Origin of the sequence: Hymenobacter profundi (genome assembly GCF_019334315.1) — a bacterium.
In the GTDB taxonomy this organism is placed as follows: domain Bacteria; phylum Bacteroidota; class Bacteroidia; order Cytophagales; family Hymenobacteraceae; genus Hymenobacter; species Hymenobacter profundi.
In genome coordinates, this window is the sequence record NZ_JAHWGL010000007.1 from 1 (window position 1) to 20,265 (window position 20,265).

19 protein-coding genes are annotated in these 20,265 nt (G+C 53.1%); 3 read left to right on the forward strand and 16 right to left on the reverse strand.

Annotated features, from left to right (window positions below; genetic code table 11):
• The 6 genes from KYK14_RS03315 to KYK14_RS03340 form a co-directional block, all read right to left on the reverse strand.
• Positions 1 to 1,079: ABC transporter permease (locus KYK14_RS03315; protein ID WP_219156828.1), on the reverse strand; the 1,079-nt coding region annotated here is incomplete at its 3' end.
• A gap of 15 nt (positions 1,080 to 1,094) precedes the next feature.
• Positions 1,095 to 2,042, reverse strand: coding sequence for an ABC transporter ATP-binding protein (locus KYK14_RS03320; RefSeq protein ID WP_185282739.1), 948 nt, complete (start codon positions 2,040 to 2,042; stop codon positions 1,095 to 1,097).
• Between the two features lie 43 nt (positions 2,043 to 2,085).
• Entirely contained in the window at positions 2,086 to 2,622 is a 537-nt protein-coding gene (locus KYK14_RS03325) for a hypothetical protein (RefSeq protein WP_208308745.1), read from the reverse strand.
• Between the two features lie 89 nt (positions 2,623 to 2,711).
• Entirely contained in the window at positions 2,712 to 3,218 is a 507-nt protein-coding gene (locus tag KYK14_RS03330; RefSeq protein WP_219156830.1) for an RNA polymerase sigma factor, read from the reverse strand.
• A 158-nt stretch (positions 3,219 to 3,376) separates the two neighbouring features.
• Positions 3,377 to 4,516: a molecular chaperone DnaJ gene (dnaJ, locus tag KYK14_RS03335; protein ID WP_219156832.1), complete on the reverse strand. Its 1,140-nt coding sequence runs from the start codon at positions 4,514 to 4,516 to the stop codon at positions 3,377 to 3,379.
• 109 nt (positions 4,517 to 4,625) lie between these two features.
• Positions 4,626 to 5,165, reverse strand: coding sequence for a nucleotide exchange factor GrpE (locus KYK14_RS03340; protein WP_219156834.1), 540 nt, complete (start codon positions 5,163 to 5,165; stop codon positions 4,626 to 4,628).
• A gap of 144 nt (positions 5,166 to 5,309) precedes the next feature.
• Between KYK14_RS03340 and KYK14_RS03345 the strand changes: the two genes are divergently transcribed.
• Positions 5,310 to 5,888: a hypothetical protein gene (locus KYK14_RS03345; RefSeq protein WP_185282734.1), complete on the forward strand. Its 579-nt coding sequence runs from the start codon at positions 5,310 to 5,312 to the stop codon at positions 5,886 to 5,888.
• On the opposite strand, the gene obgE is transcribed toward KYK14_RS03345, so the two are convergent.
• The 5 genes from obgE to KYK14_RS03370 form a co-directional block, all read right to left on the reverse strand.
• Positions 5,881 to 6,876, reverse strand: a complete 996-nt coding sequence (obgE, locus tag KYK14_RS03350; RefSeq protein ID WP_219156836.1) for a GTPase ObgE — start codon at positions 6,874 to 6,876, stop codon at positions 5,881 to 5,883. The genes KYK14_RS03345 and obgE overlap by 8 nt on opposite strands.
• 215 nt (positions 6,877 to 7,091) lie before the next feature.
• Positions 7,092 to 7,712: an adenylate kinase gene (locus tag KYK14_RS03355; RefSeq protein WP_219156838.1), complete on the reverse strand. Its 621-nt coding sequence runs from the start codon at positions 7,710 to 7,712 to the stop codon at positions 7,092 to 7,094.
• 87 nt (positions 7,713 to 7,799) lie between these two features.
• On the reverse strand, positions 7,800 to 8,339 hold the full coding sequence (gene hpt, locus KYK14_RS03360) for a hypoxanthine phosphoribosyltransferase (protein ID WP_219156840.1): 540 nt from the start codon (positions 8,337 to 8,339) through the stop codon (positions 7,800 to 7,802).
• 255 nt (positions 8,340 to 8,594) lie between these two features.
• Positions 8,595 to 10,832 carry a sodium-translocating pyrophosphatase gene (locus KYK14_RS03365; RefSeq protein ID WP_246601655.1) on the reverse strand — a complete coding sequence of 746 codons (2,238 nt, stop codon included), beginning with the start codon at positions 10,830 to 10,832 and terminating at the stop codon, positions 8,595 to 8,597.
• 118 nt (positions 10,833 to 10,950) lie between these two features.
• Complete coding sequence (locus KYK14_RS03370; protein ID WP_219156842.1) at positions 10,951 to 11,865, reverse strand: M20/M25/M40 family metallo-hydrolase; 915 nt, start codon at positions 11,863 to 11,865, stop codon at positions 10,951 to 10,953.
• A 111-nt stretch (positions 11,866 to 11,976) separates the two neighbouring features.
• Here KYK14_RS03370 and KYK14_RS03375 point away from each other — a divergent pair, with 111 nt between their 5' ends.
• Together KYK14_RS03375 and KYK14_RS03380 are read left to right on the forward strand one after the other, a co-directional pair.
• Complete coding sequence (locus KYK14_RS03375) at positions 11,977 to 13,221, forward strand: tol-pal system protein YbgF (protein WP_219156844.1); 1,245 nt, start codon at positions 11,977 to 11,979, stop codon at positions 13,219 to 13,221.
• 10 nt (positions 13,222 to 13,231) lie between these two features.
• Entirely contained in the window at positions 13,232 to 14,602 is a 1,371-nt protein-coding gene (locus tag KYK14_RS03380; RefSeq protein ID WP_219156846.1) for a hypothetical protein, read from the forward strand.
• Here the strand turns inward: KYK14_RS03380 and KYK14_RS03385 are convergent.
• Genes KYK14_RS03385 through KYK14_RS03405 form a run of 5 tightly spaced genes read right to left on the reverse strand, consistent with a single transcriptional unit; the run spans position 14,554 to position 20,153 of the window.
• Positions 14,554 to 15,621 carry a glycosyltransferase family 4 protein gene (locus KYK14_RS03385; RefSeq protein ID WP_219156848.1) on the reverse strand — a complete coding sequence of 356 codons (1,068 nt, stop codon included), beginning with the start codon at positions 15,619 to 15,621 and terminating at the stop codon, positions 14,554 to 14,556. The two genes, KYK14_RS03380 and KYK14_RS03385, sit on opposite strands and share 49 nt — an antisense overlap.
• A 9-nt stretch (positions 15,622 to 15,630) precedes the next feature.
• Positions 15,631 to 16,788, reverse strand: coding sequence for a glycosyltransferase family 4 protein (locus tag KYK14_RS03390; RefSeq protein WP_219156850.1), 1,158 nt, complete (start codon positions 16,786 to 16,788; stop codon positions 15,631 to 15,633).
• 31 nt (positions 16,789 to 16,819) lie between these two features.
• A complete protein-coding gene (locus KYK14_RS03395; RefSeq protein ID WP_219156852.1) occupies positions 16,820 to 18,058 on the reverse strand; it encodes a glycosyltransferase in 1,239 nt (412 codons plus the stop codon).
• Positions 18,059 to 18,081: 23 nt separating this feature from the next.
• On the reverse strand, positions 18,082 to 19,257 hold the full coding sequence (locus KYK14_RS03400) for a glycosyltransferase family 61 protein (protein WP_219156854.1): 1,176 nt from the start codon (positions 19,255 to 19,257) through the stop codon (positions 18,082 to 18,084).
• A gap of 11 nt (positions 19,258 to 19,268) precedes the next feature.
• Positions 19,269 to 20,153: a glycosyltransferase family 2 protein gene (locus KYK14_RS03405; protein WP_219156856.1), complete on the reverse strand. Its 885-nt coding sequence runs from the start codon at positions 20,151 to 20,153 to the stop codon at positions 19,269 to 19,271.
• Between the last annotated feature and the right edge of the window lie 112 nt (positions 20,154 to 20,265).

A 20,265-nucleotide genomic window follows, 5' to 3' on the forward strand; every position in this document is an offset into this window, starting at 1 on the left:
AATTGCTGGGTGTCCGTCTGGTCGTCTACGGCTGCACCGATAGCACCGAATAACGCCCCATACAGCAAGTAGCCACCTAGGAAATAGGCCACAAAACCGAACAGAATCGTACCAATCGGCAAATCACCCAGTACCTTGAAAATCCCCAAACGGTCCGTGGTGGCTGCTTGCTGGATGGCAGTAGGGTCGTTGTCGGACTGCGCGGCGGCCGGGGTAGCGGCCGACGCGGTGCCGCTGGTCGTGGTTTGGGCACTGGTAGCGGCTACCTCGGTCTTAGCCGGCTCCAATTTGTCCAGCACCAATGCCCCAACGGCCACTGACACGCCCCACGACAGCACACCCCACAGCAAAAACTGCGTGAGGCCTACGGCCGCAATGCCAACAATCTTGCCCATCATCAACTGAAACGGCTTCACCGACGACAGCATCACCTCCATAATCCGGCTCGATTTCTCCTCCCCTACCCCGCGCATAACCTGCACGCCGTAGATGAAGATGAACATGTAAATCAGGAGCGCCAAGGCGTAGGAAATGCCCGAAGTAGCCAGCGCATTGCTGCTTTTCTCCTTGCCCGCTTCATCCAGATTGATGCTGGCCACGTCTACGGAAGACCGTAGCGCGTCCAGCTTTTCTTGTGATATGCCGGCTCCACGCAGCTTTTCCTCGGCTAGTATTTTGTCCAGCGCGTCTTCCACGGCCTTTTGTTTGCGCAGGCTCACGTTGCCTTTCGCATACAACTGAATGCCTGTGTTTTGCTCCGGCGTGATGGTAGCTGGCAGGTAGAGCAGCCCCCCATCATCCGATTTGCGGTACTCGCTCTTGGCCTGCTCCAACGGCCCTTGCACCGGAATAAATTGCATCCGCTCCGTCGATTTCAGGCGAGCGGCCAGCTGGGCCGGGCTTTGGTCCAGCACCCGCACTACGTCAATATCGTCGTTATCTGCCATAGCTACTTTGGCTATCAAAAAGCCAAAACCAGCAAATAGCACCGGCACCAGCAGGGTCAGAACCAGGAAGCTTTTCTTCCGGACGCGGGTCAAGTATTCGCGCTGTGCGACCAACCAAAATTTCGATTCCATTCTAGTAACAGTAAGTTAGTTGCGGCTTTCTTCAAGCTCCACCAGCGTTTCGGGCATGGTTTCGCGCACGCGCCGAATAAAGATTTCGTTGATGCTCGGAATCTGCTCCCGAAAAGCGTGCACCTCCACATTGCCGATAAGGTAGCGCAACAAGTCGTTGGGCGTGGTGCCGGCGTGCAGTCGGATGCGGTCCTGGAAGAAGCCGTTTTCGCGCTCTTTGTGCTCCAGCACCTCAAAATCGGGGTGCAACACCATCAATCGGCCCTTGCCCTCTACCACGTAGGTTTGAGTCTTGAAAGCGTCGCGGATGTCGGAAACGGTGCCATCCAGCACCTTGCGCGAGCGGTTGATCAGGGCAATGCTGTCGCACATTTCCTCCACCGACTCCATGCGGTGGGTAGAGAAAATAATGGTAGCTCCGCGCTGGCGCAGTTCCAGAATTTCGTCTTTGATGAGGTTGGCATTGATAGGGTCGAAACCGGAGAACGGCTCATCGAGGATAATCAAAGACGGCTCGTGCAGTACCGTGGCAATAAACTGCACTTTCTGCTGCATGCCCTTGCTCAGGTCTTCCACGTTTTTATCGGCCCAGGGCTTGATATCGAAGCGCGTCAGCCAGTTCTTGATGCGCTGCGTGGCATCGGCCCTGCTCAGGCCGCGCAGGCGGGCCAGGTAGAGCAGTTGCTCGCCTACCTTCATCTTCTTGTAGAGGCCGCGCTCCTCGGGTAAGTAGCCAATCTGGGCAATGTGCTCGGGGTTCAGCTTCTGCCCCCGAAACCGGATTTCTCCTTCGTCGGCGGCCGTAATCTGCGTGATAATGCGAATAAGCGAGGTTTTGCCCGCACCATTGGGGCCCAGCAGCCCGAAGATGCTACCCTCTGGGATGGCCAAGCTCACGCCATCCAGTGCTGTGTGCTGGGCGTAGGTCTTGCGTACGTTCAGCGCTTCAAGTATAGGTTGCACAAGTAGAAAGGGAAAAGGTTGACGTCGTAATATAGTGGGTTTACTATTCACTATGGTTTAACTCTCGCAGGGTAGCTTCCAGACGGTCGAGATGGCGGCCGTACAGATCTTGCAGCATCTGGCGGGCAACGCGCCGGGTGAAGCGGCTAACCACCACGGCTATTACACAACCTAGCCCTACCCCAACGAGTTGGATCAGCAACAATCGGCCGGAATACTGAGTTAGAGCCTTATACAACGCAAAGAAGAGGACGATGCCGAAGGTGCTAAACACCACCCACACACTGGAGCGGTAGGAAGCTTCTAGTATCTGCCGAATGCCTGCTACCTGCTGGGCCACGTGCGCGTGTATCGTAGCCCCTACCTCGCTCAGCCCTCGAATGCCGCTGAGCATGTGGCGGTGGTAGGAACCCAAACTCACCAGACTGATCAGAATAAGCCATATTAGCATAGTGCGCGTCTCAAGACTTTTCACATAAAAAAACCCGATGGTGCTACCCACCAGCAGCATCAAGGTGAAGCCTAATTCCCACCGGGCATTGCGCCGCAGCCGGCCAATCGAATTTTGCTTGGTTTCCATGAGCAGTTGTTCTAAAGTTTGTGCGTTATAAGATGTGGAAGTATTAGGAGCGGACTGTTGCCAGCGCCGGCGTAGCTCATCGAGTTCCATCAGGCGGGTTGCGTTAGAAGTTGACGAAGTTTTTCCTGCACGCGGTGCATTTTCACGCGCACGTTATTTTGAGTAATACCTAGAATATCAGCCATTTCCTCATAAGTGCGCTCTTCCAGGTAGAGCAGCACAAACGCTTTATCGACATCGGAAAGACGGTTGATGGCCTGGTACAGTTGGTGCAGATCGTCGGCATCGGGGCCGTCGACGGGAGGTAGGGGCACGTCGGGCAGCCGGTCTGTGCCGGGGTGGGCGGAGGTAGGACGGCGGCGGCGCTGGCGCAAGTCGCTGATGGCGACGTTGAGCGCCACCCGGTACAGCCACGTGCTGAGTTTCACATTGGGCCGGGGCTGATAGCGTGGCCACGCCTGCCACAGCTGTCCTACTATTTCCTGGTACAAATCCTGTTGGTCGTCGGCAGCGGCGCAGTACAGGCGGCACACCCGCCGCAGTAAGGGCTGGTACTCGTTCAGTAGAGCCAGGAAGTCGGGTGGCGCGGCGAGCATAACAGGCGATTTACTTCATTTATCGCCACGTCTCCTTAATCATTACAGCTTTCCGCGAAAAAGATTTTGCAGGAAGTATGCATAGCTAGAAAATACAAATGCCCGCCTCCTACTATGTAGAAGACGGGCATCCGTAGAATTAGTGCTACTCCGTGATTTTACTGGAAGTACTCCTTTACTTTCTCGAAGAAGCCTTTCTCGTTTTTACCAGGGTTCGGCGTGAAATTCTGTGCGTTGCGCAGTTTTTCGAGTAGCTCGCGTTCCTCGCCGTTCACGTTCTTAGGCGTCCACACATTCAGATGAATCAGCTGGTCGCCGCGGCCGTAGCCGTTGATGTCTTTGATGCCTTTGCCACGCAGGCGCAGGATTTTGCCCGGCTGCGTGCCTGGCTCTACCTTAATTTTGACTTTGCCTTCAATGGTAGGCACCTCCAGGTTGGCACCCAGAGCCGCATCCACGAAGGAAATGTACTGCTCAAACATGATGTTGTTGCCGTCGCGCTTCAGCAGCTCGTGCGGCTCCTCTTCAATCTGAATCAGTAAGTCGCCGGGCACGCCACCGCGCTCGGGAAAGTTGCCTTTGCCGCCCATCGAGAGCTGCATGCCTTCGGCCACACCCGCCGGAATGTTGATCGGAATAATCTCTTCCTGCAACTGGCGGCCTTCTCCGTGGCATACGTCGCACTTGCTGGTTACCACCTTTCCCTCGCCGTGGCAGGTAGGGCAGGTAGAAGCACTCACCATCTGGCCCAGCATGGTGTTCACTACCCGCTTCACTTGGCCTTCGCCGTGGCAGGTAGCGCACTCGCGCAGGTCGGTGCCGTTTTTGGCGCCGGTGCCCGAGCAGGTGTTGCAGGCCGTGTAGCGCTTCACCTTGATTTTCTTCTCTACGCCGCTGGCTACTTCCTCCAGGTCCAGCTTTAGCTTGATGCGCAGGTTGGAGCCTTTTTTCACGCGCCGGCCACCGCCGCGCTGGCCGCCCCCGAAGAAACCCTCGAAGCCGCCCCCGCCGAAAATGTCGCCGAACTGGGAGAAAATGTCTTCCATGTTGGGGCCGCCGCCACTGGCGCCACCTACCCCCTGGTGCCCAAACCGGTCGTAGCGGGCACGCTTATCCTGGTCCGACAGCACCTCGTAGGCCTCGGCAGCCTCCTTGAACTTGTCTTCAGCCGATGGGTCGTCGGGGTTTTTATCGGGGTGATACTTGATGGCTACTTTGCGGTAGGCCTTCTTAATCTCGTCCCCCGACGCCGTTTTCACGACGCCCAGTATTTCGTAGTAATCTCGCTTGGTTGCCATATTTCGTTAGTCGACCGGTGCGGTTTGCGCCGCCGGCTTGTTGCCGCAACAGCCACAAACGGGCAGAAGGTTTCAGTGCTCGTTTGTGGCTGTTGCAGATGCTCAGCAATTATTGACCCAGTACTACCTTGGCGTGGCGCAACACCTTGTCGCCTAAGTAGTAGCCCTTCTCTACCTCGTCCACTACCTTGCCTTTCAACTCCTCGCTGGGGGCCGGAATCTGGGTGATGGCCTCGTGCAGATCGGGGTCGAACGCACCGCCTTTGGTTTCCATAGGTGTCAGTCCCTTTTGTTGCAGGGTCTTCACCAATTTGTTATAAATAATGTCGATGCTCTCGCGAACAGCGGTAACGTCCGTCGAGTCTTTTGTGTAGGTATTAGCCCGCTCAAAATCGTCCATTACGGGTAGCAAAGCCACCATTAGCTCCTGACTAGCCGTCTTAAACAGTTCCTGGCGCTCCTTGGCCGTGCGACGCTTGTAGTTATCAAACTCAGCCGCTAAGCGCAGGTATTTGTCTTTCAGTTCCGCCAGCTCCGCATCGGTTTTCGGTGCGTCATCAACTGGAGCTGTTTCTGCCGTTTCGCCAGCAGTAGTAGCTTGGTCAGCCGTCAAGTTGTCGTCCTGGGGTTGTTGCTTATCGTCAGTCATTGGATGAAATAATCGTCGGAAGGGGTTTTTCACTCAGTTTTAGCCAATTGGCAAGCACTCGGGCGCAAGGAGTTTGCCAAAGCGGTTTTGGCTGTCAGTTTGACACAGAAATGTACCTTAGTTATTCAACTGATAACTTACACTATGCTGCAACAGCTTTTTGACTTCGTTGAGCTAAACAGAGAAGCTGGGAACGAGGATTGGAACGATACATTTGCTTATTGGCTGCTTATACTGCACGATCCGGATCATCCCTATGCTCGCAATGCTGAAATGGCATGCAGCGCTATGTCATTTCAGTATGATGTGGAAGAACAAAGCACAGATGTATTCAGTGATGAAGAACTGATTCCGTCTGTCTTTTTACCGATAGCACCTGTAACATTAGCATTTCGCTGGGCTCCTTTTCCGGCAGCAAGTACAGCGCTGGGTCAGCCTTTGTACTCTGACAGTAACAAGGGTAAGACGCTCGCTATATTTAAGCCGACCACAGAAAACCACCTTACCGGCTTTACTACAGACAACAAACACTTCGACTTTCTACTGCCACATGTCTGTAGCAAAGCAATCGAAACACAATCGTTGGTTCTGCTAGTTGGGGAGCCAGGTTGGGACTATACATCTGACTATCTTGAAGATGAGCCACAGATACAGGAGCGCATGCGAGAGTTGGGATTCGTCTACACGCTACGCAAGCCGCAAGATTCGCCTTCTACTACTTAGCATGCAACTGTGCCCAAATCATATCCTTCAGCTTCTGAATATTCTTATTCGTTAGGCTGGATATGAACACCGTAGGTAAATCTGTGGGTAGCGCCTGACGAATTTCCTCTTCCAGCTCTTCATCCAGCATATCGGATTTGGTGATGGCCAGCAGGCGTTTCTTGTCCAGCAATTCGGGGTTGAATTGCTCCAATTCACCCAGCAGTACCTGGTACTCGGCGGCAATATCGGGGCTGTCGCAGCTGATCATGAACAGCAGGGTAGCGTTGCGCTCGATGTGGCGCAGGAAGCGCGTACCCAAACCTTTGCCCTCGGCGGCGCCCTCAATAATGCCCGGAATATCGGCCATCACGAAGGATTGATAGTCGCGGTAGGCTACTACACCCAGGTTAGGCACGAGGGTAGTAAAGGCGTAATCGGCAATTTTCGGGCGGGCCGCCGACACTACCGAAAGCAAAGTGCTCTTGCCAGCGTTGGGTAGGCCTACCAGGCCCACGTCGGCCAGCAGTTTCAGCTCCAGAATAATCCACTCGTCGATGCCGGGCTCGCCGGGCTGCGCGTAGGTAGGTGCCTGGTTGGTGGCCGATTTGAAGTGGTCGTTGCCAAGGCCGCCGCGGCCGCCGGGCGTTAGGATCAGGCGCTGGCCATCCTCGGTGATTTCCAGGCGCTTCTCGCCGGTTTCGGCGTCGCGGGCCACGGTGCCTAGTGGCACCTGAATCACGATATCGTCGCCCTGGGCGCCGGTGCGTAGGTTTTCGCCGCCGTTTTCGCCTGGCTTGGCAATCAGGTGTTTCTGGTATTGCAGGTGCAGCAACGTCCAGAGTTGGGAGCTACCTTCCAAGATGATGTGGCCGCCTCGGCCACCATCGCCGCCATCGGGGCCGCCATTGGGTAGGCCCTTGGCCCGGAAGAAGTGGTGCGAACCCGCCCCGCCCCTACCCGAGCGGCAGTTGATTTTAACGTAGTCGATGAAGTTATTGGAAGCCACGGTTTTGAATTAAAAATTAAGAATTAGGAATTAGGAATTATTGCATTCCACCTTCCTGATTCTTAATTGTGCTGTATAAAAAAGGCTGTCATCCTGAGCGCAGCGAAGGACCTTGCCACGTCAAAACGACCATCGTACCAACGACTCGTTCTCGCGTGATAAGGTCCTTCGCTGCGCTCAGGATGACAGAGGGTTGCGAATTTAGAATCGCAAAGTTACGCTTTTACTTCGTCGGTAGCCTGCTGGCTACCTTCGGAGGTAGGCTGGTGCTGATCGACTACGGCGCAGATCTGCTGGAAAATATCCTCGATAGCGCCAATGCCGTTGAGGGCATGAAATTTATGCTGACTGGCGTAATAACCGGCTACTTGCGCGGTTTCGGTGTTGTACACCTGCACACGCTTGCGGATTTTTTCCTCGTTCTGGTCGTCGGGGCGGCCGCTGGTTTTGCCGCGCTCCAGCAGGCGCTTCACCAGTTCCTGCTCGTCTACTTCCAGTGCCACCATGCACGACACATTGGTGTTGTGCTGGGCCAGCAGGGCATCGAGGCTTTCGGCCTGCGGTACGGTGCGCGGAAAGCCATCGAAGATGAAGCCATCCGATTGCACATTCTCTTTCAGGGCACTGTCGATCATACCAATTACCACTTCATCGGGCACCAGCAGGCCTTCGTCCATCAGCTTTTTGGCCTGTAGCCCCAGCACCGTACCCTGCGCAATCTGGGCGCGGAGCAGGTCGCCGGTGGAGAGGTGCACCAGGTTGTAGTGAGCAATTAGCTTTTGGCTTTGCGTTCCTTTGCCGGCGCCGGGCGGGCCGAAGAGCACGAGATTAAGCATGGGTAATGGTTTCGCAGATAGTGCAGAAGGTGAAAGAAAGTGGCAAGATAGGCAATCTGCCTTCAGCAACTCCGATTAATGCAGCAATTACACCGCTTTGTACACGTCGGGGTAGTTGCGGCCCAGCCCGTCGTAATCAAGCCCATAGCCCACAATAAAGTCATTGGGAATCGACAGGCCTACGTATTGCACCGCTAGCTCATGCTGCAAACATTCGGGCTTGAGAAACAACGTGGCTACCTCCAACGACGCCGGTTTTTTGGCCGCGATGGTATCCAGCAGCATCCGCATGGTGTGGCCCGTGTCCACAATATCTTCCAGGATAACCACGTGTCGATCAGTCAGTTCCTCATACAGCCCAAGTACTTCCTTAACGCTACCCGTACTGGCGGTACCCGCGTAAGACGCTACCCGAATAAACGTCACCTCGCAGTCGATGGTCACGTTTTTCAGCAAGTCGGCCGTGAACATGAACGCGCCGTTGAGCACCGATAGAAACAGGGGCTGCTTGCCGGCGTAGTCCTGATTAAGGCGGGTAGCGAGTTGCTGAATGGCCTGTGCCAGCTCACCAGCCGACAGATAAGGAGCAAACTGCTTGTTGTGCAGCGAAATAGTTGACGTTGGCATCCAGATAGAGTTGAAACCTGTGCAAATGCACGAGCAAAGGTAGGGGCTGAAGTGTTGAGTGTTGCGTTTTAAGCGTTGAATTGAAGGCCGTGTGTTATACCAAGCGACGCCGAAACACTTCTGCCAGGAGAATGAAACGGCTCCACCTGACGCTCGTTTTCAAAAAGCTTGAACGATGTAGAGACGCATATTTGCGTCTCGTCGCTGAACGATTTGGGAGGCGGACGTTCAACGACGAGACGCAAATATGCGTCTCTACCTCAAATCAGCCTTTCGCATTTCCTGCACTGGGCTAAAATGCACATAGCGCACAGTAGGACGAATGCCTAACTCAGTTTTAGGAATCGACAGGGCTGGCGTTAGGTTGCGTGCTGCGCCGCCGGGCGCGGCAATGTGCGGGGCAATCACCAGCGACACGATGCTCATGAGCTTGATGAGGATGTTCATGCTGGGGCCCGATGTGTCTTTGAATGGGTCGCCTACCGTGTCGCCCGTCACGGACGCTTTGTGTTGTTCGGAGCCTTTGTAGACCATCACGCCGTCAATCAACACACCTTTTTCGAAAGACTTCTTGGCGTTGTCCCAGGCGCCGCCGGCGTTGCTCTGGAACATGGCCATCAGCACCCCGCTCACCGTGATGCCAGCCAGCGTGCCGCCCAATACCTCCGGTCCTAGCGTGAAACCGATGAGGACGGGTACAATAAGGGCAATAGCGCCCGGCAGCATCATTTCCCGAATAGCAGCCGAGGTAGAAATGGCCACACATTTCTCATATTCGGGCCGGCCAGTACCTTCCATGATGCCCGGAATTTCGCGGAACTGCCGCCGCACTTCCTGCACCATCGCCATAGCGGCCCGCCCTACCGCCGATATAGCCAGCGCCGAGAAAATAAACGGAATCATGGCGCCCACGAACAGGCCGGCCAGCACGCGGGCATTGCTGATGTCGATGACCGAAATATTGGCTGTGCCCATAAACGCTGCAAACAGCGCCAGCGAGGTAAGTGCAGCTGAGGCAATAGCGAAGCCTTTGCCGGTGGCGGCAGTGGTGTTGCCCACAGCATCTAAAATGTCGGTGCGTTCGCGCACTTCCTTAGGTAGCTCGCTCATTTCAGCAATGCCGCCGGCGTTGTCGGCAATCGGCCCGAAAGCGTCGATGGCCAGCTGCATAGCGGTGGTGGCCATCATGCCCGCGGCGGCAATGGCTACCCCGTAGAGGCCGGCAAACTCGTAGGAGAAGATAATGCCGGCGGCCAGCACAATAATGGGTAGCACTGTAGACTCCATACCCACGGCCAGCCCGCCAATGACGGTGGTAGCGTGCCCGGTGCTGCTCTGCTGCACGATACTGTTGACGGGCCGCTTGCCCATGGCGGTGTAGTACTCGGTGATGATGCTCATGAGTGTGCCCACCACTAGCCCTACCAACACGGCATAAAAGACATCCAGCGACGTGAAGGGAGCCGCACCCGGCCGGCCAATCACAAGCGTGCCCACGGGCAGCATCCACCGGATGATAAAGAATGAGGCGATGCCCGACACGATAACCGAGGCATAGTTGCCAAAATTGAGCGCCGCCTGCACGTTGCCACCTTCCTTCACGCGCACCAGCAGAATACCCACTAGCGACGCCACAATGCCCATCCCGGCAATGACCATGGGTAGCAGAATGGGTGAGAGGCCGTCGAACTGGTCGTTGGTAGCTACTACCTCGCGGCCCAGTACCATGGTAGCCAGGATGGTGGCTACATAGGAACCGAACAGGTCGGCGCCCATGCCGGCTACATCGCCCACGTTGTCGCCCACATTATCGGCAATGGTGGCGGGGTTGCGGGGGTCGTCTTCGGGAATGCCAGCTTCTACCTTTCCCACAAGGTCGGCACCTACGTCGGCAGCTTTGGTGTAGATGCCGCCCCCTACCCTGGCAAACAGCGCAATGCTCTCGGCCCCCAACGAAAAGCCAGTGAGCACCTCCAGTGCGGTTTCCATCTCGATGCCATTGGCCCCGCCGCCTTTGTTCACCACAAACAACTGGTAGAACACGATAAACAACGACCCCAGCCCCAGCACAGCCAGCCCTGCCACACCCATACCCATCACCGAGCCGCCCGAAAATGACACGTTCAGGGCTTTGCTCAGGCTGGTGCGCGCCGCCTGAGCCGTGCGTACATTGGCCTTGGTGGCAATCTTCATCCCAATAAAGCCCGCCAGAGCCGAGAAAACCGCTCCGATGATAAAGGCCAGCACAATCACCGGGCTGGATTTCTCGCCGGTGCTACCCAGGTAGAATAGAAAAGCGGAGGCAATCAGGCCGAACAACGTCAGGACGCGGTACTCAGCCTTCAGGAAGGCAATGGCGCCGTCGGCGATGTAGCCGGCAATGGTGCGCATCCGCTCGTCGCCAGCATCCTGCCGGCTAACCCAGCCTGAACGCAGCCAAGTATACAATAACGCTAACAGCCCGAGGCCGGGCACCAGGTAAAGGAACAGCATAGTGGGTGGAGTGAGAGGGTGGGAAGAAAAGAACAACCCGCCGGCCGAAGCCAAACGGGTTGTTAAAATACCCTTTATCCATTAATAATCAAGCCCTCAGCTATTCCCTATCCCTACCCTACAACTCCTGCATCAGCACTTGGTACAGTGCCAGCATACTTTCGATATCGCGCTTGTCCACGATTTCGTCGGGCGAGTGCACGTTGTCTTCAGGGGCACCCACAAAGCACCAGTCCCAAGGTGCGTCGGCGTGTTGCAGCTCCTTGGCATCGGAGCCTCCGGCGCCTTCTACCTCCAACTGATGCGGTATGCCCGAGGCCGCCGCAATCTGCTGGATGCGGTCTACATAGGCACGGCGCGGAATCAGAGAGTCGCGTAGGGAAATAGCTACTCCCTCGCCCGGCCGCACACCTTCCGTCACCCACGTAATATCCGAAATTAGGGCCTGGCGTACCCCGTAGGTTTCGTAGATGTATTTGGCGAGGTAGGCCACCGAGCCGCCTCCGTGCTCCTCCCAGCAACTGAACACTACAATGCCGTGCTCCAGCGTTTCGCAAAGGCGCAGGGCGTTCCACACGCCTAGGCGGTTGTCGAGGTAGCAGCTTTGCACGGTGGCATCGGTTTCGCGGAAGTCGCAGAAGAATGTGAGTTCCGTACCGCGTTCGATGTCTCGGGTGAACTCATAGCCTAATGCGCCGGTTTCCTCATCAACTGTCAGTGTGCATTCGATAGGTCCTTGTGTGTCTTCGCCTACCAAACGGTAGCCGGGCTCCGCGTCGGGGCCACCAATGCGCACGAGTTGCCGGCCGTAGCGCACCGTGAAGCCGATGCTATCTAAGTGGGCGAAAACAGCTGTACGGGGCTGCCCAAACACGAGGATGATGCAATCCTGGAATTGTTCACCAGCTAGCACTTGCGGAGTAGTTTGCCAGTTTTTCTGCTCTGTGGCAATGTACTGGAGCAAAAATTCGGTGAGCCGTGTTTCGTGGCCAGAAGGTGCCGGTATGTGGCACAGAGTTCGTAGAAGTTGCATGAAGTGTAGGTTGTTAATTCGAAACTAGGGCAAAAGATATACTTTAGCTTATTCGTTGAATACTGACTGACTGGTTTACCGTACCCATTGTCTGTGTTCGTATCCGTGCCCATGACCCACCCACGTTATTTTCTTCTGTTGTTGCTCCTGTTGCCCTTCCTGGCCTTAGCGCAACGCCCCGACACTGCTCGCGTACCGGCTCCCATCCGCAATATTCAGGTGGAAAACGTGGACGTGCTACCCGGCGCGGTCGATACGAAAGGCTGGCTGTTGCTGGACCGCGACATTCAGTTGGAGTTGGAGGGGGCCATACAGAATATGTACAACTTCAAGTACGACAAGGCTGAAAAGCAGTTTCGGTCCCTGCGGCGGCGTTACCCCAATCACCCTATGCCCTACTTTCTGATGGGCCTGAGCACTTGGTGGAAGATCGTGCCGACCAACGTACAGACTACGCAGTACGACAAGTTGTTCTTTGCTTACATGGACTCGGCCATTGCGGTAGGCGAGAAAATGTATGAGGCAGATAACAAGAATTACGAAGCCTGCTTTTTCCTTTCTGCCGCCTATGGCTTCAATGCCCGTCTGCACGCCGAGCGAAAAGACTGGCGCAAGGCTACCTTCAGCAGCAAGCACGCGTTGGACTACCTGCAAATCAGCAAAGAAGCCAATGGCCTCAGCCCAGAGTTTTTGTTCGGGCAGGCCTTATTTAACTACTACGCCGTCTGGATTTCAGAAGAGTATAAGCTTCTGCGCCCCGTCCTACTCTTCTTCCCGAAAGGCGACCGTGCCCTCGGCCTCAAACAGTTGCGCAGTGTGGCCGACAACGGTTTTTACACTGGCACCGAGGCCAAGTTTTTCCTCATGAAGATTCTCTATAACGAGGAAAACAGTCCCAAAGAAGCCCTACCCCTCTCTCGCTACCTAGCCACCAACTACCCCGACAACGGCTATTTTCAACGCTTCTATGCCCTCAACTGTTTCCATCAGGGCGAGTTTACGGAGAGCGAGCGGGTGAGCCGCGAGATTCTGGATAAAATCAATCGGGGACTTCCTGGCTACGAGTTTATCAGCGGCCGCTATGCCACCTATTTTCTGGGCTGGCTGATGCAGAATAAGTACAACGACCTAGCCAAGGCCAAGGATTACTACCAGCGCTGCATTGTATTCGCCGAAGGCACCGGCGAAACTTCGGGCGGCTTCTACATCTACTCCCACATCAACCTGGCTCGTATGGCCGATAAGGCGAAAGACATAGCAGCGGCCAAAAAACACTACACAGTAGTAGAGGACAAAGCCAGCCATAAATCGGATCAGTACCGCGAGGCCAAGGCGTATCTGAAAAAGCACAAATAATCCTGCTGGTATGGAGCTGAAGGACCTGTTGCTAACGCCTATTTACTTAGCTATTTTCTACGGTATTGCTTTTTCGGTGCGTAAGAAGTATACCAATGCGCTCACGAAAAAGTATTTCATTCCAGCGCTTTCGTTGAAGTTTCTAGGAGCTATTGCACTGGGGTTAATTTACCAGTTCTATTATGGTGGGGGTGATACGTTTAACTACTACGGCCACACCAAAGTAGTATACGAAGCCTTTATGAACTCGCCATCGGCGGGGCTACAGCTTATTTTTGGTTCCACGGAAGGTTATAACCCAGAAGTAGCGCAGTACGTGGGCCGCTTGTATTGGTACCATGCTGATACAGAATATTTTGTAGTAAGAATTGCTTCTTTCTTCGGTCTCTTCTGTTTTAATACCTATACAATTATCGGTCTGCTTTTCGCTGCGCTGAGCTTCAGTGGTATGTGGGCTATGTATCTGACGTTTATCCACATTTATCCGTTAGCATATAAAAAGTTAGCTATTGCCGTATTCTTCCTACCCTCTGTATTTTTCTGGGGTTCTGGCCTGATGAAAGATTCCGTATGTATTGGGGCGCTTGGGTGGACTTTTTACGGTTTCTACCATGCTACTATTCTCAAACGCAACGTTTTATTTTCGACTATTATAGGGTTAATTGGTGCGTATCTGTTGGTTTCAGTGAAAGTTTACATCCTGCTTTCCTTTTTGCCCCCAGCTCTTCTTTGGGTATTCAACGAAAATAACAGACGCATTAAATCGGCAGCGGCGCGGATGCTGCTCAAGCCCTTTTTCCTGCTCATGGGGCTGGGAGCTGGCTATCTAGGTGCCACTCGCCTTACAGCCGGTGATGACAAATATGACGTTGATAAGATCGGAGAACGCACTAAGATCAACTCAGAGTACCTTACCTCACAGGTAGCCAACGGCTCCGCTTATAATATCGGCTCGTTTGATGGCTCGTTGGGTTCTATGGTGAAGGTGGCGCCGCAGGCAATTACCGTTAGTTTATTCCGACCTTTTTTATTTGAGGCCCGGAACCCAGTTATGCTATTGTCTGCCATGGAAGCAGCATTATTTCTCTACCTTACGGTCAGCCTTTTCTACAAGACGGGCGTGCTGAAAAGCTTTCGGCTTATTGCGTCGCAGCCCATTCTTACGTTCTGCTTTATCTTTTCGGTGGTATTAGCCATTGGAGTAGGCACCAACAGCGGCAACTTCGGCACCTTAGTGCGCTATAAGATTCCGCTGATGCCCTTCTATCTCGGTGCGCTTTACATCATGCAATTTATGGCGCGCCCCCAGCGAAAGATTAGAACTGCACAACCTCAGGTGAACAGGGCTAAGAAGGTAGAATTATTGGCCAGCACGGAATAACGCTTCTCTACAGTTTGGCGAGCGGCGGCGCCCATCTGCGCACGCAGGCTCGCATCGAGTAGCAAACGGCGTAAAGCTGTCTCCCACTCTAATGGGGTAGTACAGATATTGCCATTTACGCCATCGGTTACTACCTCTGTATTCATCCCTACTGGCGATACTAGGGCAGGTTCACCCAAGGCCATATATTGTAAGGCTTTAAAAGCGCATTTACCCTGCGCCCACAGGTCATCTTCCAGCGGCATCAGGCCCACATGAAACTCTAGTAGATCAGCAATTTCGGTTTCCTTACGCCACGGCTGATACACAAGCGACTGCAGGGGTAAAGATGGCGGCTGATTGGAAATTACCCGAAACTCAAAGTCGAACTCCTGCTCCAGCCGGGCCAATACGGGCACTACTTGGTGCAAGTATTTCAGGGTAGAGTGCGTGCCCGTCCAGCCGATAATAAGTTTACCGGGGGCCTGTTGATCACGCACCCGGTTATGCAGGTGCTCAGTGTCTATGGTAGTTGGGTTAATGATAGCCTGCGTGTTGAACTGCCGGGCATAGGCATGCAGGTAGGCGTTGCCGCAACTCACCTTGTACGACCACCGGCAGATGCTATCCACTTTCTGGTGCCACTTAATACCAGCCACCAGCTTGTTGGCTTCCGAGGTATTAGCCAACCAGATAGAATCATCAAAGTCGTAAATAATTTTCTTACGCAACACCTTTGCTATCAACCACTCAAACACCGGCGGCCCGATGGGTGATGCTTCCCGGTGAATAAACACATAGTCGTAACGCGGCACCATGAACAGCAGCCCTACCCTCCGCACAAAGCCGGCCACAATGCCCGTAGCCTTGGCCAGTGTATGCCCTGGCTTGTAAAGGATTCGCCAAGTGGCAATCGACAGAAACGGGGACAGATGCCACTGATGCCCACGCTGCGTCAACATGCCCAGATATTGCTCAAAGCGGAAACGTTGTGAGGGAGCCTGCCCTAAGGGATAAGGCGCAATAAACAGAATCTTCATGCGTGCAAGCTACTGCCGAGCCACCAGCTCCTTATACAGGCTACCCAAACGTAGGTAAGTGGACTGCGGACTAAATTTCTGCCGGACAAATGCCCGGCCAGCCATCGCAAATTTGCGCCTCTTTTCGGTATCGACGGCCAGCGTAGTGATGGCGGCAGTCATGGCCGCCACGTCGCGGTTAGGCACCAGCAGGCCGGAGCGTTCGTTCTCAAACAACTCAGCAGGCCCACCGCAGTTGGAGGCAATAAGCGGGGTACCGTAATACAACGCGTCCAGGCAAGTCAGAGAGAATGATTCCGACTCGGAAAAGTTGAGCACGATATCGGCCTGTTTAATGGCGGCTTCCACGTCCTGCACGAAACTGCCAAACGTTACAATCTGCTCCAAGCCGGCTGCTTGTACCTGCGCTTCCAACTGCTGCCGAAATTCTCGGTTTTTCGGCATACCCATGTCCCCACCCGCAAAATGCAGACGCAGGTTGGGGTACTGCGCGTAAGCTTCTTTGAAAGCCACTAAGGCGAAGTTCTGGCCTTTCCCCTGAATGTAGTTGCTGAGGTAGAGCAGTTCTACGGTAGCTGGGTGACGTGGTGTTGGTACCACCGGTACCACATAACGTTCTGTTTCCGGTATCGGGTCGAAAACCACCTGCACCTTTGCTGTTACACTAAAATATGCTTGAACTGCCTGTGACACACATACCACACGATCGGCAAAACGTTCTGCCAACCAGCGCCACGTGCAAGCCAGTAACTGCGGCAGACTCTGCGGCAGGAAACGCACGTGCGTTACCACGCGCAGCCGCCCCCCACTTAGTAGTTGGGCCACGTAGCCTGTCAAATTGTAAAAATCGTTGAGGTGCAACAGCGTTGCCTCCTCATGTCGGGCTAGTTGGCGGAGCCGCCAGCCATTCAATAGCAGCATAGGCACATAACGGATAAGGTCTCCTACCCGCCGGCTAATTTCCACAAACGGCAATTCATGAATTGAATAACCGGCCTGTTCTAGCACGGCCCGACCAGTGCTACCTGCCGGCAGTACGTACACAAACCGATACTGCGTGCGCAATGGATCCGTTGCACTCCGAATCGCATTTAAGGCCCCCGTTACGGCCCGAGAGTTATCGATGATCAGAATGGTGGGCTTTGCGGACAGGTGAACTTTACTCAAGCGGACGGTAGTTAAAAAGGAATAAACACGCCTACTCTGCCAGCACGGCATCTATTACCTGCGCCCAGCGCTCAAACGTGCGGGCGTGCGAAAAGTCATCGGATCGTTGCTGTGCAGCCTTACCCAGTTGTTCTCGTTCTACAGCATTAGATAATAGTTGGTCCAGCGTATCTACCCACACTTGTTTATCGGCAGTCAGGGTAACGGCTTCGGTGAGCATGGGCATTAATATTCCATATTCCCCCCGCTCCATCGCCCGTATAGGTTGGAAAGGGGTAGAGGAAATAGGTGCTAGCATCTCGCGGGGGCCAGTGGGGCAATCTGTCGTTACTACGGGTATGCCACAGGTCATAGCCTCTCCTAGCGCTAGCGGAAACCCTTCCCAAGCCGAAGGAAAAACGAAAAGCGTTGCCGGCCGGATATACTTGAATGGGTTGGCTTGTAGCCCAATGAAGTATATATCGTAGTCGGGCGTGAGTGAATCGTTGTTCCAAGCCTCATATACTCGCAGGCCCAGCGCGCGCGCATGTTTCACCAAATCGGTGCGCAGTTCACCATCGCCAATAAAGACTAGCTTGGCCGGTTGCCGGGCCAGCAATGTTGCAAAAATATCTAGCAGTGGCGCCTGGTTTTTCTGAATAGCCAAGCGGCCGGAGGTAATCAGCACAGGTGCAGTTGCATAGATAGCTTGCATCGCGTCGTCTACAAGCTCCAGGGACTGCGCACGTACCTGCGCTACATCAAACGAGTTGTTGATTACCACCAGCTTGTGCGGATCTACCCCGAAGTCTTCCACCATTTCCGGAATGATATCCCGGCTCACCGTCACGATACGGTCGGCACGCCTGTAGAGCAACGGCATCAACACTTTCTTCCGCAGCCACCCTACAACGCCGTTGATGTTGCGGTCGTGCGTCTTGGATCCATGAATCAGCAGAATTATTTTCTCACAGCTCTTGCTGAGCAGATTAACATAATCGGCACCTTCCAGATGACTTATACATACATCCGTATGTAACCGCCTTTTAATGGCTTTTAAACGAATAATCCGCTGTATGAAGTTAACAGCTTTTTGCTTAGCATTATTTCCCCCAGGTACTTCCATATTCTCCAGCGGGTTACCACTCGGGTACAGGTTTGGCTCGTCCAGATTAAAAACTGCCTCCGTCACCTCGTATTGCTTCTGCAATTCCACACTATGATCATGAAACACCCGTTGGGCGCCCCCAAGACCGAAGTTGGGAATGATCATCAGAATACTTTTTTTCACTATCGTCACCCAGTTATGCTAGATTATGCCTGCACCTTTATCCTAGCACTCGCTAGAGACAACCAATCCATCATGTGTTTCTGAAAAGAGACAGGATTAATATAGAAACCATTTACGTATTTACTTTTGGCTACCTCCCCAATCATTCCATCATATTGGTAGCCTAATTGAGCCGCCATCAGCATGTAGTGAAAAGGATAAAACTCGCCAGGCGGAAGCAACTCCATCAGCCCCATCGGTTGCGTACCATGGAACAGCATATTCACTAGGCCTGCTCCATGAATCCCCACTACATAGCGAGCCTCTCTCATTAATTTAATTTGTTGGGCAAGAGTCATCACGTCAAAGTCGATGACCTCGAATCCTTCCGCACGACAAATAGCTTCTATTTCTGCAGCGTTTTCAATATAGCGTCCACGTTTAGGACTACGGGTGATGAATATACGACGGTTGGCACTACCAACAGGCACCAGGTCCTGCACCGGTACTAGTTCTCTAATTCTAGCATAGTAGGATGCCGTATGCGTTAAGGGCTTACAGAAATACGTCTTCCGGCTACGTATATATTCTCCCGGTTTCTGCACTACCCAATTTCTATTCTTCAAGTAGGGATGCTGTAAAAAGTACTGAAAATAGGGCCGGTTGTATAAGGTTTCAGCTATAAGCAACGGAACTTCATAGGGCAGTTGCAATTGTTCCTCTAAGAAGAACAATTTGGCTAATATGTCATTGTAAAAATGATAATAGTTCTCTTCTCCCGTATCACGCAATGACACTAATACATCGTGAGCGGGCAACGTTTCAAGTAAAAGATGCCGCATACGCAGGGAAGGTTTTTGCAGATAGTAAACCCGACTAAACCCTAGCGACGGATATATTAACTTCCTATCAGCTGCTAGCGCCCAACCGTATTTCGGGTCAATCAAGCACTCATCTTTGTATACTAACAGATACTCATCTTGGGTCCAGTTTTCGTATTCATTAACTTGATACTGAAGTCGGGTGTCTAGATGATCCTTCGGTACAGAAGTTATTTGAAATGGATAGGCGTCGCGCTTAATAAAAAAATCTTGCTCGTCAAATCGTTTTTCTGGAAATACTATTTTATCAATAGTATTGATACGCAGCTTATTATAATGTGCATACGCTTTACTAAGCAATGCAACTGGTACTAACTTTTTAATTATCGTTTTCAACATAGCTACCGCTTTTACACCCAATGCTTCACAGAGGCTAAAAACCGACGCCGCCACAATACGCTAGTGTCCTGTTGCACTGCCTTCCAAAGATAACGTGCCGTTTCAACGCGATACTGCTTACTTAGGGCTAGAGTAAGGGCAATAAACGTATAGCGGTCGGCAACAAACTGGCCAACCTTACCAGGAAACCGATGTGCAAATTCCGGATTCCGCTGCACGAGTTGTCCAAACAGCTCATCCCGAGCTCGCACAGCCTCTGGGGAAATGGTATTGAGGCTACGGCCGTCATGCTCACGCAAGCAAAACGTTTTTTCACGGATAGAGTGAAATTGGTATTGACTGGCTAGACGGAGCCATAGTTCCCAGTCTTCCGCCGAGGACAATCGTCGATCTTCCACAAATGGATTAGCCAAAGCAATATCCCGACGTACGAAGACGGTATTGCACGCTAGGGGGTTGTCATGCAGTAGTACTTGGTTGGTATCTTCCCGAAACGCGCACACCTCACTTATCAGGCGGCCTTGACCATCTAGTCGTTCATAGCCGGTGTGCATTATTTCCACCTCCCCGTGCTGGCTGAGAAATGCCTGTACCACCCGCAAGTGGTTAGGGTACATCTCATCGTCGGAATCGAAGAAGTTCAGGTACTGGCCGCGAGCTTGCCTTGCGCCATAGTTGCGAGCAGCTCCTCGCTCACCGTTTTCCTTATGAAATACCTGAACACGAGAATCAACGGCAGCAAGCTTCTCTATTACTGCAGCAGTTTCATCATTACTTCCATCATTTACCAGAATCAATTCAAAATCAGAGTACTCCTGCTTTAGAATAGCGGCCACAGTGTCCGGAATAATTACGGCACGGTTGTAACAAGGAACAATAATCGAAAAGAGAAGCATTACTGGCAAAACATTTATTTTCTCGAAACCACATAACCAATTATTTTACAGCGCAATATTTTTCATCAAATATCTGTCTATTTTAGCAACTTAACACAATTACAAAAACTCT

What these genes read in the sequence shown, in the direction of transcription:
- KYK14_RS03380 (WP_219156846.1), top strand. Translation starts at nt 13,232, where the DNA reads ATGGAGCTGAAGGACCTGTTGCTAACGCCTATTTACTTAGCTATTTTC.
- KYK14_RS03385 (WP_219156848.1), bottom strand. Translation starts at nt 15,621, where the DNA reads ATGAAGATTCTGTTTATTGCGCCTTATCCCTTAGGGCAGGCTCCCTCA.
- KYK14_RS03325 (WP_208308745.1), bottom strand. Translation starts at nt 2,622, where the DNA reads ATGGAAACCAAGCAAAATTCGATTGGCCGGCTGCGGCGCAATGCCCGG.
- KYK14_RS03375 (WP_219156844.1), top strand. Translation starts at nt 11,977, where the DNA reads ATGACCCACCCACGTTATTTTCTTCTGTTGTTGCTCCTGTTGCCCTTC.
- KYK14_RS03370 (WP_219156842.1), bottom strand. Translation starts at nt 11,865, where the DNA reads ATGCAACTTCTACGAACTCTGTGCCACATACCGGCACCTTCTGGCCAC.
- KYK14_RS03330 (WP_219156830.1), bottom strand. Translation starts at nt 3,218, where the DNA reads ATGCTCGCCGCGCCACCCGACTTCCTGGCTCTACTGAACGAGTACCAG.
- KYK14_RS03355 (WP_219156838.1), bottom strand. Translation starts at nt 7,712, where the DNA reads ATGCTTAATCTCGTGCTCTTCGGCCCGCCCGGCGCCGGCAAAGGAACG.
- KYK14_RS03400 (WP_219156854.1), bottom strand. Translation starts at nt 19,257, where the DNA reads ATGTTGAAAACGATAATTAAAAAGTTAGTACCAGTTGCATTGCTTAGT.
- KYK14_RS03340 (WP_219156834.1), bottom strand. Translation starts at nt 5,165, where the DNA reads ATGACTGACGATAAGCAACAACCCCAGGACGACAACTTGACGGCTGAC.
- hpt (WP_219156840.1), bottom strand. Translation starts at nt 8,339, where the DNA reads ATGCCAACGTCAACTATTTCGCTGCACAACAAGCAGTTTGCTCCTTAT.
- KYK14_RS03345 (WP_185282734.1), top strand. Translation starts at nt 5,310, where the DNA reads ATGCTGCAACAGCTTTTTGACTTCGTTGAGCTAAACAGAGAAGCTGGG.
- dnaJ (WP_219156832.1), bottom strand. Translation starts at nt 4,516, where the DNA reads ATGGCAACCAAGCGAGATTACTACGAAATACTGGGCGTCGTGAAAACG.
- KYK14_RS03365 (WP_246601655.1), bottom strand. Translation starts at nt 10,832, where the DNA reads ATGCTGTTCCTTTACCTGGTGCCCGGCCTCGGGCTGTTAGCGTTATTG.
- KYK14_RS03405 (WP_219156856.1), bottom strand. Translation starts at nt 20,153, where the DNA reads ATGCTTCTCTTTTCGATTATTGTTCCTTGTTACAACCGTGCCGTAATT.